The sequence below is a fragment of the Mucilaginibacter glaciei genome, from assembly GCF_014773245.1.
In the GTDB taxonomy this organism is placed as follows: Bacteria; Bacteroidota; Bacteroidia; order Sphingobacteriales; family Sphingobacteriaceae; genus Mucilaginibacter; species Mucilaginibacter glaciei.
This window is the reverse complement of the sequence record NZ_JACWMX010000006.1, coordinates 15,331-29,067: the sequence shown is the minus strand read 5'-3', so window position 1 is coordinate 29,067 and position 13,737 is coordinate 15,331. Positions and strand designations below refer to the sequence as shown.

10 protein-coding genes are annotated in these 13,737 nt (G+C 44.8%); all 10 read left to right on the top strand.

All coding sequences use genetic code 11. The annotated features are described in order from the left end of the window. Positions 1-51 precede the first annotated feature (51 nt). The 10 genes from IDJ76_RS14775 (at position 52) to IDJ76_RS14730 (ending at position 13,705) form a co-directional block, all read left to right on the top strand. Positions 52-1,326, top strand: a complete 1,275-nt coding sequence (locus tag IDJ76_RS14775; protein WP_191164119.1) for a TIM barrel protein — start codon at positions 52-54, stop codon at positions 1,324-1,326. A 1-nt stretch (position 1,327) separates the two neighbouring features. After that, entirely contained in the window at positions 1,328-2,713 is a 1,386-nt protein-coding gene (locus IDJ76_RS14770; RefSeq protein ID WP_317173971.1) for an FGGY-family carbohydrate kinase, read from the top strand. After that, positions 2,710-3,444, top strand: coding sequence for a (Fe-S)-binding protein (locus IDJ76_RS14765; protein ID WP_191164118.1), 735 nt, complete (start codon positions 2,710-2,712; stop codon positions 3,442-3,444). Before IDJ76_RS14770 ends, IDJ76_RS14765 begins: the two co-directional genes overlap by 4 nt. Before the next feature lies 1 nt (position 3,445). After that, positions 3,446-4,822: a lactate utilization protein B gene (locus tag IDJ76_RS14760; protein WP_224746343.1), complete on the top strand. Its 1,377-nt coding sequence runs from the start codon at positions 3,446-3,448 to the stop codon at positions 4,820-4,822. A gap of 3 nt (positions 4,823-4,825) precedes the next feature. Further along, on the top strand, positions 4,826-5,419 hold the full coding sequence (locus IDJ76_RS14755) for a LutC/YkgG family protein (RefSeq protein ID WP_191164117.1): 594 nt from the start codon (positions 4,826-4,828) through the stop codon (positions 5,417-5,419). Between the two features lie 66 nt (positions 5,420-5,485). Then, entirely contained in the window at positions 5,486-6,517 is a 1,032-nt protein-coding gene (locus tag IDJ76_RS14750; protein WP_191164116.1) for a GntR family transcriptional regulator, read from the top strand. A 63-nt stretch (positions 6,518-6,580) separates the two neighbouring features. Continuing rightward, complete coding sequence (locus tag IDJ76_RS14745; protein ID WP_224746342.1) at positions 6,581-9,784, top strand: glycosyl hydrolase; 3,204 nt, start codon at positions 6,581-6,583, stop codon at positions 9,782-9,784. 5 nt (positions 9,785-9,789) lie between these two features. Beyond that, the gene (locus IDJ76_RS14740; protein WP_191164114.1) at positions 9,790-11,559 is read left to right on the top strand and encodes an alpha-L-rhamnosidase-related protein; all 1,770 of its coding nucleotides are present in this window, start codon (positions 9,790-9,792) and stop codon (positions 11,557-11,559) included. 430 nt (positions 11,560-11,989) lie between these two features. Beyond that, entirely contained in the window at positions 11,990-12,523 is a 534-nt protein-coding gene (locus tag IDJ76_RS14735) for an RNA polymerase sigma-70 factor (protein ID WP_191164113.1), read from the top strand. 87 nt (positions 12,524-12,610) lie between these two features. Next, positions 12,611-13,705, top strand: coding sequence for a FecR family protein (locus IDJ76_RS14730; RefSeq protein ID WP_191164112.1), 1,095 nt, complete (start codon positions 12,611-12,613; stop codon positions 13,703-13,705). Positions 13,706-13,737 lie beyond the last annotated feature (32 nt).

The window sequence follows — 13,737 nt, the reverse complement described above, 5'->3', positions numbered from 1 at the left end:
AAATCGAATTTAAAGCCGGCTCACCACCGGCTCAACTAAATTATAACCGGGATGCAAGTAGAGAATTATAAAATAGATGAGGTTAACAATACCGGCATAAGTAAACACCAGCGCCAATTTGAAAGCGTGGCCGAAGATATTGCAGATGTTGAAGCAGTTTTAAAAAAGTTAAGCTCATTTAACATTGCTATCCCAAGCTGGGCGTTAGGCACCGGTGGTACGCGCTTTGGCCGTTTCTCCGGTGGGGGAGAGCCGCGCAGCCTCGAAGAGAAGATAGAAGATGTAGGCGTAATACATGCCTTAAACCAATCAAGCAACTCCATCTCGTTGCACATTCCCTGGGATATCCCGGAGAATGCAGCCGCTGTTAAAGAGTTAGCCGCGCAGTACGGTTTGCATTTTGATGCGGTTAACTCCAATACCTTTCAGGATCAAAGCGGGCAAAAGCACAGCTACAAATTTGGGTCGCTGCACCATACGGATAAAGCGGTGCGCAAGCAGGCTATCGAACATAATATCGAAGTGATCAAATACGGTATTCAGCTCAATTCAAAGGCTTTGTCGGTATGGCTTTCAGACGGGTCGAATTTTCCAGGTCAGCTTAACTTTCGCAATGCGTTTCAAAACACGCTCGAAAGCCTGCAGGAAATTTATGCGGCCCTGCCCGATGACTGGAAGGTTTGGGTGGAATACAAACCTTACGAGCCTAATTTTTACTCAACTACCATCGGCGATTGGGGGCAATCATACCTGCTGGCTTCTAAATTAGGACCGAAGGCAGCTACCCTGGTCGACCTTGGGCACCACTTACAGGGCACCAATATCGAGCAGATCGTGTCGTTATTACTCATGGAAAATAAACTGGCCGGGTTCCATTTTAACGACTCTAAATACGGTGATGACGACCTTACCGTTGGTAGTATCAATCCTTATCAATTGTTTCTGATCTTTAATGAACTGGTGGAGGGTATGGATGCCCGGGGGATGGATCACGCCACTGGTTTAGGCTGGATGATAGATGCATCGCACAATGTAAAAGACCCGATCGAGGATTTGCTGCAATCTGTCCAGGCTATCAAAATAGCTTACGCGCAGGCGTTGATTATTGATAAAACAGCATTAAAAGCCGCGCAATATAACAATGATGTAGCTTTAGCGCAAGAGATACTACAACAGGCATACCGCACGGATGTAAGGCCGTTAGTGGCCGAAGCGAGCCTGAGCAATGGGGGGGCGTTAGACCCGGTGGGCGCATACCGAAAGTTAAAGATAAGGGAACACCTGATCAGCGAACGCGGTTTAAAAACAGTTGCCACCGGCCTGTAGTATGATGAACGCCGTACCTGTGATAGCCGTTTTTGATGTAGGTAAGACCAATAAAAAGCTTTTTTTATTTGACCAGGACTACCGCATTGTATTTGAGCGTACCGCCCGCTTTACAGAAACCGTTGATGAAGACGGCTTTGCTTGCGAAAACCTGCAAAGCCTGCGCTTATCGGTGTTCGATTCGCTTAGTGAAGTGTTTAGGTTAAAGGAGTTTAAGGTAAAAGCGGTAAATTTTTCTGCCTATGGCGCAAGCCTCGTATATCTGGATGAGTCGGGCCAGCCGGTAGCACCGCTTTATAATTATTTAAAGCCTTACCCGCAAAAGCTAAGTGATGATTTCTATACCAAGTACGGCGGCGAATTAAAATTTAGCACCGAAACAGCATCGCCCATATTAGGGAGTTTGAATTCCGGCTTGCAATTATATCGTTTAAAGCACGAACAGCCCGAGCTTTATAAACGCGTAAAATACGCCCTGCACTTACCACAATATTTGAGCTACCTGCTTTCGGGGCAGTGCTGTTCAGATCTGACCAGCATCGGTTGCCATACTGCCATGTGGGATTTTAAGAATGAGCGTTACCACGAGTGGATCCAGCGCGAGGGAATGGCTTTAAAACTCGCCCCGATCTTTGCGGCAGATAAAGCCTTGCCTGCTTTGTTCCCCGGTAATAGTTATAAGGTAGGCATAGGTTTGCACGATAGTTCGGCCGCGTTAATACCTTATTTAGTAAATTTTAGCGAGCCCTTTGTCCTGATCTCTACAGGCACCTGGTGTATCAGCTTAAACCCGTTCAATCAATCGCCATTAACGGCAGATGAACTGGATAAAGACTGCTTGTTTTATATGCAGTATAAGGGTAAGCCTGTTAAGGCATCCCGCTTATTTTCGGGGTTGGAGCATGAACAGCAAACCAAAAGGATTGCAGCACATTTTAATCAGGACGCGATAAAATTCAGGAATTTACCATTCCAACCGGACGTTATAACCAAACTAAATGCCACGCACAGGCAACAAAATAAAGAAGAGTTTGCCAAACAATCTATATTTGCAAAGACGGATTTAGCGACATTTAAGAATGACGTACAAGCTTATCACCAATTGATACTTGATCTGGTTAACTTGCAGGTGGCATCTACACGTCTGCTATTGGGCGATACCCCTGTTAAGCGGATCTTTGTAGATGGCGGCTTTAGCAAGAACAGCATTTATATGCATTTACTTGCTGCGGCATTCTCTGGTATGGAAGTTTTTGCTGCCTCAATGGCGCAAGCCTCGGCAGTGGGTGCCGCATTAAGTATCCATAAAGATTGGAACAGCAAACCTGTACCAAGTGATATCATCGAACTAAAATATTATTCGGCCAACGAGGCAATCAAAATATGACAGTAGGACTTTTTATACCTTGTTACGTTGATCAGTTTTACCCGGGGGCGGCTATTGCCAGCTTACAACTGCTCGAAAAATTGGGTGTAACGGTAGTTTATCCAACCCGGCAAACCTGTTGCGGTCAGCCTATGGCTAATTCGGGGTTTGAGCATTTAACAAGTGGTTGTAATTCGTTATTTATAGAGAATTTTAAAGATTTCGATTACATTGTTGCTCCATCCGGGAGTTGCGTACTGCACATCCGTGATCATTTGCACGATGATAACAGCCCGGAAACGGCAAAGGCGATCAGCGGTAAGATTTATGAGCTTACCTCATTTTTAACAGACATATTGAAAGTGAAAACTCTGCAGGCAAACTTTCCGCACCGGGTTGGGATACATCAAAGCTGCCACGGGCAGCGCGGTTTGCATATCAGTTCGATGACAGAACTGGTAGAACCTGCCTATTCGAAACCCGAGAGTTTGCTGAAGTTAGTTAACGGTATCGATCTGATCAATTTAGGCCGGAAAGATGAGTGTTGTGGCTTTGGCGGTACATTTTGTGTAACGGAAGAGGCGATATCCGCTAAAATGGGAAAAGACCGTGTTGCCGATCATTTAGATCATGGTGCAGAATATATCACGGGAGTGGATATGTCATGCCTGATGCACATGGAAGGGATTTTGAAACGGCAGGGCAGTAAAGTAAAAGTAATTCACATTGCCGAAATTTTAAACGCAGGTTGATATGATAAAGCAAGCAGGAAAAGACCACGCAGAACTTGCAGACGACTTTAACCGCGATGAGGATAGGGTGAACTGGCATGATGAGACACTTTGGTTCATTCGCGAAAAGCGCGACAAGGCAGCTCATAAGATACCCGAGTGGGAAAGCCTGCGGGAGGCTGCCTCGCAGATCAAAAATAACGTACTGTCTAATTTGAACAACTACCTGCTGCAGTTTGAAAAGAATGCGGTAGCCAACGGCATCGAGGTGCATTGGGCGGCAGACGCTGCAGAGCATAACGCTATAGTTCACCGGCTGATCAATGAAGCGAATGTAGTGCGGATGGTTAAAAGTAAGTCGATGCTTACCGAGGAATGCGGCCTCAACGAATATCTGGCTAAACACGGTATCGAGGTAATAGACTCCGACCTGGGCGAACGCATCGTACAATTGGCAGAAGAACCGCCAAGCCATATCGTGCTGCCCTGTATCCACAAAAAGAAGGAAGAGATTGGCGAGATATTCCACAAACACTTAGGGATCGACGCGGGTATTTCCGATCCGCAGTTTTTAACGGAGGCGGCACGGCAGCATCTGCGCGAGATTTTCCTGACCCGTAAAGTTGCCCTTACAGGCGTAAACTTTGCCGTGGCAGAAACCGGCGAGTTTGTAGTTTGTACCAATGAAGGCAACGCCGATATGGGCGCTCACCTGGCCGATGTTCATATTGCCAGCATGGGCATAGAAAAGTTGATACCGGAACGGAAGCACCTTGGGGTATTTCTTCGCCTGCTTACCCGCAGCGCAACCGGGCAGCCCATTACCACCTACAGCAGCCATTTCAAAAAGCCCCGCGCAGGCAAAAAGATGCATATCATATTGGTAGACAACGGGCGTACAGTACAGTTAGGCCGGCAAGATTTTAGGAATTCGTTAAAGTGCATCCGCTGTGCCGCCTGTATGAATACCTGCCCGGTTTATCGCCGTAGCGGTGGGCATAGTTACCATACGGCTATCGCTGGTCCTATTGGCTCCATCCTGGCACCCAACCTGGATATGAAGCAATACGCCGACCTGCCCTTTGCCTCAACTCTTTGCGGCTCCTGCTCAAACGTTTGCCCGGTCAAGATAGATATTCACGAGCAGTTGTATAAATGGCGGCAGGTATTGGTGAAAGAAGGTTATGTTCCCGCAGCAAAAAAGGCCGCTATGCAGGTTATGGCCGGTACATTATCCTCGCCAACCTTGTATAAATTGGCCGGTAAGGCAGGGCGGTTCACCATAAAATATGCACCATTTGCAGTAAGCAACAGCCTTAACCCCTGGTTTAAACAGCGGGATATGCCGGCCGCGCCAAAACAATCATTCGGTGAGTGGTATAAACAAAACAGAGATTAATACATGACCAGCAGGGAAAAGATCTTAGCCGCAGTACAAGCGAACCAGCCCGATTTAACCGCTCTGCCCGACCTTAGTGGTTTTGACGGCCAGGCCTTCGGCTCACTTGCTCAATTTGCAGAAGTGCTAACCGCGGTAGGTGGCAAAATTTTTCATGTCGCAAACTATGCTGCCATCATCAAGATCATACTGGCGCAATATGGCAGCGGCGTAAGGATAGTAACACAACTGGAAGAGCTTAAAAAACTGACCAGGGATAATTTAGAAAGTCTTTCGCAGATCCATGATCTGCATGATGTAGAAGTTGCTATAATAGCCGCGCGCTTTGGCGTTGCCGAAAACGGCGCTGTATGGATCACAGAAGAGGAAATGCAGCATCGGGTAGTACCTTTTATAGCCCAGCACCTGGCGGTGATCATCCATGAAGATGCTATTGTGCCAACCATGCACCAGGCATACGACAGGATCGCCAACACTACCTATAATTTCGGGACATTTATTGCGGGCCCTTCAAAAACTGCGGATATCGAGCAGTCGCTGGTAATTGGTGCCCATGGCCCCCGAAGTATGACCGTATTTGTATTGAAAAATAGTTAAAAATGTCTTTTTTATACGGAAAGAGTTACTTGCAGGCACTTAACCGTTATTAGCTAACTTTATTTAATGAAGCAACTAACCTTTTTTGATTTCATAAAAATTGACGAATACTCGGCCACGCCAAAATATTTACAGTTAGCCAATTCGGTTATTGCGGCACTGCATTCGGGGGCGGTTAAAAAAGACTACCTGCTGCCGTCTATCAATGAGCTAAGTTATCAGTTTGACATTTCGAGGGATACTATCCAGAAAAGCTATCGCCATTTAAAGAAGATAGGTGTGGTCAATTCATTTCCCGGTAAAGGCTATTGCATTTCCAACCTCGATTTCAGGCAAAAATTGAAGGTTTTTCTGCTTTTCAATAAACTAAGCGCACATAAAAAGATCATTTACGATGCTATGGTAGCGGCGCTGGGAGACGATGTGGCGATAGATTTTTACATCTATAATAATGATTTCAACCTGTTTAAAAACCTGCTACAATCAAAAAAAGACGACTACTCGCATTATGTCATTATCCCGCATTTTATAGAGGGCGGCGAAAACGCAAATGAAGTGATCAACGCAATTCCTAAAGATAAACTGATCGTTGTAGATAAAAATATACCCGGCATAACCGGGGATTACAGCGTTGTGTATGAGAACTTTGAAAAGGATATTTATAGTGCGCTTTACCAGGCACGCGTGCAGTTAAGTAAATATCAAACGTTAAAATTGATATTCCCGGAGCAGACCTATTTCCCTGCAGAGATTGTGAGCGGCTTTAAAAGTTTTTGCCAGCAGTATGCTTTCAATCACGAGATAGTCAACGATATCGGTAACGAGCCTATCAATAAAGGCGACGTTTTTATTAACTTGATGGAAGATGATCTGGTAACTTTATTAGAGCGTATACTGGAGTATAAGTTTAAGGCCGGGAAGGATGTTGGTGTGATATCGTACAATGAAACACCGCTGAAGAAAGTGTTGCTGAATGGTATTACCACGATATCGACCGATTTTAAATATATGGGTGCTGTGGCTGCCGAAATGATCTTAGACGATACCAAAAGAAAAGTTGAAGTTCCGTTTTCCTACATCCGCAGGGCTTCTTTATAAAAAGCTGAAATCAGATTACTTATGTCGTTAAAGTATACTTTCTATTGTTTAGTTGCCCTTTGTTTGATCTTTACCAGATCAAGTGCGCAAAGCCCTGCTGTACCTTATCATTCAAACAGTTTTAAAGCCATCGAAACCGGGTTTATAACTATCCCCGATTCTGTACAAACAAGCGTATACTGGTATTGGATCTCGGGAAATATCTCTAAAGATGGGGTAATTAAAGACCTGGAGGCGATGAAAAATGTAGGGATTAACCGCGCTTTTATAGGTAATATTGGTTTGGATGAAGTGCCGTATGGTAAAGTAAAGATATTTTCTGACGAGTGGTGGGATATTTTACACACCGCGTTAAAAACAGCTACCCGGCTAAATATCCAGATAGGGATCTTTAACAGCCCCGGCTGGAGCCAATCGGGCGGGCCCTGGGTAAAACCAAAGCAGGCCATGCGATATTTAACTTCGTCGCAGTTAATCGTAAAAGGTCCCGTGTTATTTAATAAGCTCTTGGTAAAGCCACAAATAAATTTTCAGGATGTGAAAGTGATTGCCTACCCGGTCGCGAATGATTATGAGGGTGATATCAGCTCCCTTAAACCCAGGTTCAATTCCGTTCCGGCGGTTGATTCATTAGCTAATTTGTTTGACGGTAGCGAACAAACAGGCGTCCGTTTAAAGGCGGGGCAAACGTTTTCGGTAGCTATCAACACAACTGCCGCATACACGGTTAGCAGTGTAAGCATTAGCACTAAAAAAAGGCCGGTTTATTTAGAAGGGGAGTTACAAGCTAAAACAGGGGCGGTTTATGTAACGGTTAAGCGCTTTTCGATAGATCGCACTAATCCAGAGTTGAATACAGGCTTTACACCTTATGGCCCGGCAATTATATCGGTACCTGCCACCACCGCTAAAAATTTCAGGGTAATGTTTACCAAAGTTTCGGGCAACTCGGGCATCACCGAGATCAAATTATCAACTGTGCCGATGGTGGAGAACTACATGGAGAAAACACTGTCCAAAATGTGGCCGACACCCCATCCGTTCTGGACAGCTTATCAATGGGCACCGCAGCCCAATGAGGCATCGAAATATGCAATTGACCCTGCTAAAGTTATAGACGTAACAAAATACATGGCGGCAGATGGTACACTCAACTGGAAAGTACCGGCCGGCAACTGGGTGATAGAACGCACGGGCATGACGCCAACCAACGTGATTAACGCTCCCGCACCGCCTGAGGGCCGCGGTTTAGAAGTTGATAAAATGAGTAAGGAGCATGTAGCCGATCATTTTAATGCATTTTTAGGGCAGATTTTAAAACGCGTCCCGGCAGAAGATCGTAAAACCTGGAAGGTGGTAGTAGAAGATAGCTATGAAACAGGCGGCCAAAACTGGACGGACAAACTGATTGCCGAATTTAAACAAGCTTATCGTTACGACCCTGTCCCTTACCTGCCGGTAATACAGGGCAAAGTTGTTGGCAGCCAGGATAGGAGCGACCGCTTTTTGTGGGATTTGAGGCGGCTGATAGCTGATGATGTTTCTTATAAATATGTTGGTGGACTCCGCGAGATAAGCCATCAAAATGGGTTGACCACCTGGCTGGAAAATTACGGTCACTGGGGCTTCCCCGGCGAATTTTTACAGTATGGCGGGCAGTCGGACGAGATAGGGGGCGAATTTTGGAGTGAGGGCGATCTTGGCGATATCGAGAACCGCGCGGCATCGTCATCTGCCCATATTTATGGGAAAATTAAGGTGTCGGCCGAATCTTTTACTGCGTCGGGTAACCCATTCTCCCGCTACCCTGCCATGTTTAAAAAGCGTGGCGACCGCTTCTTTACCGAGGGTATCAATAACTCTTTACTGCATGTTTACATTCAGCAACCCACCGATACTCCGGCTCCCGGTTTAACCGCATGGTTCGGGGTAGAGTTTAACCGGCTCAATACCTGGTTTTATGATATGGATGTGTTGCTGCAATATTTAAAACGCTGTAACATGATGCTACAACAAGGGCAGTACGTTGCAGATGTAGCCTACTTTATTGGCGAGGACGCACCTAAAATGACCGGCGTAACAGATCCTGCCTTGCCCCAAGGTTACTCGTTCGATTATGTTAATGGCGAAGTTATACGAGACAAACTAACCGTTAAAAATGGTAAGCTAATGTTACCAAACGGGATCAGTTATAGCGTATTAGTTTTACCGAAATTAGAAACTATGCGTCCGCAGCTTTTAGCGAAGATAAAAGAACTGGTAAAACAGGGTGCGGTGGTGTTGGGCCCGCGGCCTTTGCGGTCGCCCAGTTTGCAGGACTATTCGTCGGCAGATAAGCTGGTCCAAAGTGTAGCGGCCGAGCTATGGGGCGCTATCGACGGCAAAACGATCAAGGTTAACCACTTTGGAAAAGGGCTGGTAATAAGTGGTATGGAAATGCAGGAGGCACTCAACATGGCAAAAGCAATCCCCGATCTGAAGATCACCAAAAGCGATTCAATTTTATTTATTCATCGTCAATTACAGGACGGTGAAATTTACTTTGTTTCCAATCAAAAAAACGTGCCGGTTAGTATTGATGCGGAGTTTCGTACAGCAGGCAAAAAGCCCGAATTATGGGATGCCATTTCAGGAACTATGCGCGATTTACCGTCATACAAGCAAACATCAGCAACAACAACTATCCCGATGCAATTGGCCCCGTTAGAAAGTGCCTTTGTTATATTCAGAAAGCCGGCCGGCGGCCAGGTCGATGTTGCGAAAACCAATTATCCGCAGCCATCGGCAACAATAAATATTACCCAACTCTGGATGGTGGGTTTTGATAAGACGATGCGCGGGCCATCAAAACCGGTAAAGTTTGACAGGTTAACCGATTGGTCAAAAAGTACCGTCGACAGCATCAAATACTACTCGGGTACGGCATGGTATCGTACGGAATTTAAAGTTGCCGGGGTGGAGAAAGGCGCTAATTATATGATAGATTTAGGGGTAGCTAAATCAATTGCTAAAGTTTTTGTTAATGGAGAGGAAATGGGCGGCGCGTGGACACCACCATACCGTGTTGATATCACAAAGGCATTAAAACAGGGAAAGAATAAATTGGAAATTAAAGTGGTAAATAACTGGGTAAACAGGTTGGTTGGTGATAGTTTTATACTGGCAAATAAACGGCCTACATCAGTTATCTTCGGTCCCGACCCCAAAAATGGATTACTATCATCTGGTTTGTTAGGGCCGGTAAAAATTGATGTGATCAAATATTAAGATACATGGATAAATTAAAGATCTGCTTATTGCTTTTCGCTGTTGTCTTTTTAACAGATAGCTACGCCCAGTTACCACCTGTTTTTGCCGGTACACATTCAAAAGATGTGCAAACAGAACCTACTGTGCGGCGATACCTGTCGCCGGTAAGGTTACTTTGGCAAACAACCAAGGATGAGGCCAACATTCGCAATACGGACAAACTTTTAAAACCAGGGATAGGGCAGGCTGATCTTGCAGGAAGGGATTACTGCCTGATGCGCAATACCGCTCAGAATAAAGCGGGCATTTTGCTTGATTTTGGCCGGGAACTGCACGGTGGGCTGCAGTTGATAACCGATCAATCGCGCGGGGGCAAACCCGTGAGGGTGCGTATCCGTTTTGGGGAATCGGCAAGTGAGGCCATGAGTAATATCGATACCATTAAAGGCGCCACAAACGACCACGCCATGCGCGATTTTGAGATCTCGTTACCCTGGTTAGGTAAACTGGAGGTGGGTAATACCGGCTTTCGGTTTGTAAGGATCGACTTGCTGGATGATAACGCCGAACTCAAGTTAAAGGAAGCACGGGCTATTTTTATCTTTAGGGATATCCCTTATCTGGGCTCATTCAAAAGCAGCGATACGTTGCTGAACAAGATCTGGATGACAGGCGCCTACACGGTACACCTGAATATGCAGGATTACTTGTGGGACGGCATCAAACGCGACCGCCTGGTTTGGGTAGGAGATATGCACCCCGAAACATCGACCATAGCAGCTGTATTTGGTAATAGCGATGTAGTAACTAAAAGCCTCGATCTGGCGCGGGATATAACCCCCTTGCCAGAATATATGAACGGAATGGTCTCGTACTCGATGTGGTGGGTGCTTATCCAGCACGATTGGTATATGCATAACGGCGATCTGAAGTATTTAACGCAGCAGAAAACCTATATGATGGCACTGCTTAATCAATATGTTAAACAGATAGATGCCAATAACAGCGAAGACCTGAAAGATGGGCAACGGTTTTTAGACTGGCCCTCCAGTACAGATCCTAAAGCTATTCATGCGGGTTTACAAGGTATGCTGGCCATGACGCTAACCGCGGGTGCAGATTTGGCTACGATATTAAAAGACCCCGTTACCGCCGCAAGGTGTAAGGAGGCTGTCGCCCGGTTAAAAAAAAATGTGCCCGACCCGGCAAAGTCAAAACAGGCGGCTGCGCTTCTATCGCTGTCGGGTTTGATGCCTGCAGATAAGGCGAACGCGGTACTTTCTGACAGGGGCGTGCATGATTACTCTACATTTTTTGGCTATTATATGTTGCTGGCCAAAGCAAAAGCCGGCGATTACCAGGGATCTATTGATGCTATCCGTAATTATTGGGGGCCGATGCTCTCCTTAGGAGCAACTACCTTTTGGGAAGATTTTAATATCGACTGGCTGTCCAACGCATCGCGGATAGATGAATTGGTGCCAGCCGGTAAAAAGGATATCCATGGCGATTATGGAGCGTTTTGTTATAAAGGTTTCCGCCATAGTTTAAGTCATGGCTGGGCATCGGGCCCTACACCCTGGTTAACGCAATATGTTTTAGGTGTTAACGTAATGGCCCCCGGTTGCAAAGTGCTCAAAATTGAGCCCCACCTGGGCGATTTGAGCTATGTAGAAGGGACTTTCCCTACACCGCTGGGTACAGTAACCATAAAGAATACCAGGCTGGCTAATGGGAGCGTAAAGATTGATGTGCAGGCACCAAAGGGTGTTACCATCATTAAAATGGGTTGATTTGGCCTATAATCGTAAATCAAAAAAGCCGCTCTGATTGCAAATCTTCGCTGCGATAGAATATGATACGAGTTTTGTACCCTAGGGTTATTAAAGAGAACGAGATTCCAAAGGATTATTTTCGAACAACTTATAATAGAATTTAATGTAGTTGCTATTTTAAATGGTTAATGGTTAGCCTCCCGCCGGGATTAGAATAAATTTTTAGCCTTATTTAATCGTGTAAAGAAAACATCATTGTTTTTTAATTTATTTGGCACTTTGAACCATTTAAGAAATCTCAGTCAAGATTTTAAATTCCGTTTATTTGGATGCTACCCAAATAAGTTTATTTGATATAAATGTGCGATGTTTTGCAGCATTTTGTAGTTTAGATGTGTTTGATTTTCATTTTTAGCACTATTTTAAATGTTGTATAAACAAAAATCACTTGGCAATAGCAGACTTACTACATCGTATACAGCATAATAGCGATGAATCGGCTTTTAACGACTTGTATAAGCAACAGTACTTTAATTTGTACCGTTATGCGTTTTCATTTTTAGGTGATAAGGAAGCGGCTGAAGAAGTTGTGCAGGATGTTTTGCTGAAGATTTGGTTGGGGCGCCATAAATTACCGGTAATTAAAAATGTACAAGGGTATTTATATGTGGCGGTTAAAAACGCATGCCTAAATAATATCCGCAGTCAAAATTCAAAGCAATTGAAAGAGGAGCATATAAACAACGCCTACTATTTTCAGCTGATTGCAGATCCGGCTCAATTGCTCATATCCAAGCAGCTGCACAGCAACATACTGCGTGCGGTAGCTGCTTTGCCCCCAAAATGTAAAATGATATTTAAGATGGTAAAAGAGGATGGCTTATCCTGCAACGAGGTTGCTCAGATACTTGAGCTATCGCCCAAAACCGTTTTTGCCCAATTAGCCATAGCCATTAAAAAGTTGGAAAGCACCATAAAATAGCCCCGCCCGGCGGCTATTAAAATTTATTAAAAAATCTTTTAGGAAAAAGCGGTTGGTTGTGTGTCTTTACAAACAGAAGGACGAACCATGGCAAAATCAAGGTTTATTGAATTAATGTCCAAATGCCTGGACAAATCGGCCAGTGCAGAGGAACTGAAAGAGCTGGAAGGTTTTTTAGATGCGCATCCGCATTTAAAAAAAGTACATCATGTAGCCTTTGCGCTTAAAACCGGGTTAGCGCCCGCTGATGCAAACTTACAGGATGAGGATATTAACAGCAAGCTTGATGCCTTGTGGGTAAATATCAAAAACATTGAAAACGCTCCACAACCCAACGAAATAAAGATCGTACCTATCCGCAAATACCTTAAACGGATTGCCGGGGCTGCTGCTATATTAGTAATTGGTTTAGTTGGCATAACACTTTACACCCGTACAGCAACTGAAGATAAAATACCATTGGCTGCTGTTGATCAAAAAATAGACGTGCCTTACGGCCAAACGTTTAAACTTACCCTTTCTGACGGAACTAAGGTACGGCTGAATGCCGGCAGCCATTTTGGGTATCCCGCAACTTTTACCGGCACCCGCCGGGACGTTACACTTGATGGCGAAGGTTTTTTTGAAGTGACTAAAGACGACAAAAAACCTTTTTTGGTACATACTGCCGGCCTTACCGTTAAAGTATTAGGTACAGTGTTTAATGTAAGGGCTTATAAACAGGATAAAAAAACCGAAACAACGCTATTTAAAGGCAAAGTGCAAATAGAGTTAAAGGGCGACGCCGACAGGAAAATAGTTTTAGCCCCTCGCGAAAAACTTACGGTATTAAACGATGCCGCACCCGCAAACCATACGGTTAATGCGCCCAAAGAGGTGGCTAAGTTAAAGTACGAGCTATCAGTACTGCCGGTGGTGGATAATGATGAATATCAGGAAAACGCCTGGCTGGATAATAAACTGGTTTTCGCCAATACCGAATTTGAGGATGTAGCAGCAAGTATGGAGCGCAAATACAAAGTACACATTGTATTTAAAGATAACGCACTTAAAAAAGAACAGTTAAGCGGTGTGCTTAAAGACGAGAACCTGGAGAGTGCGCTGCTTATCCTAAAACAGATCACTTCTTTTCAATCGAGGGGGGCCGGCGATACGGTTTACATTAGCCGTTTAAACAAATAAAACTATAAACAATTTAAACTAAACGTATGCAG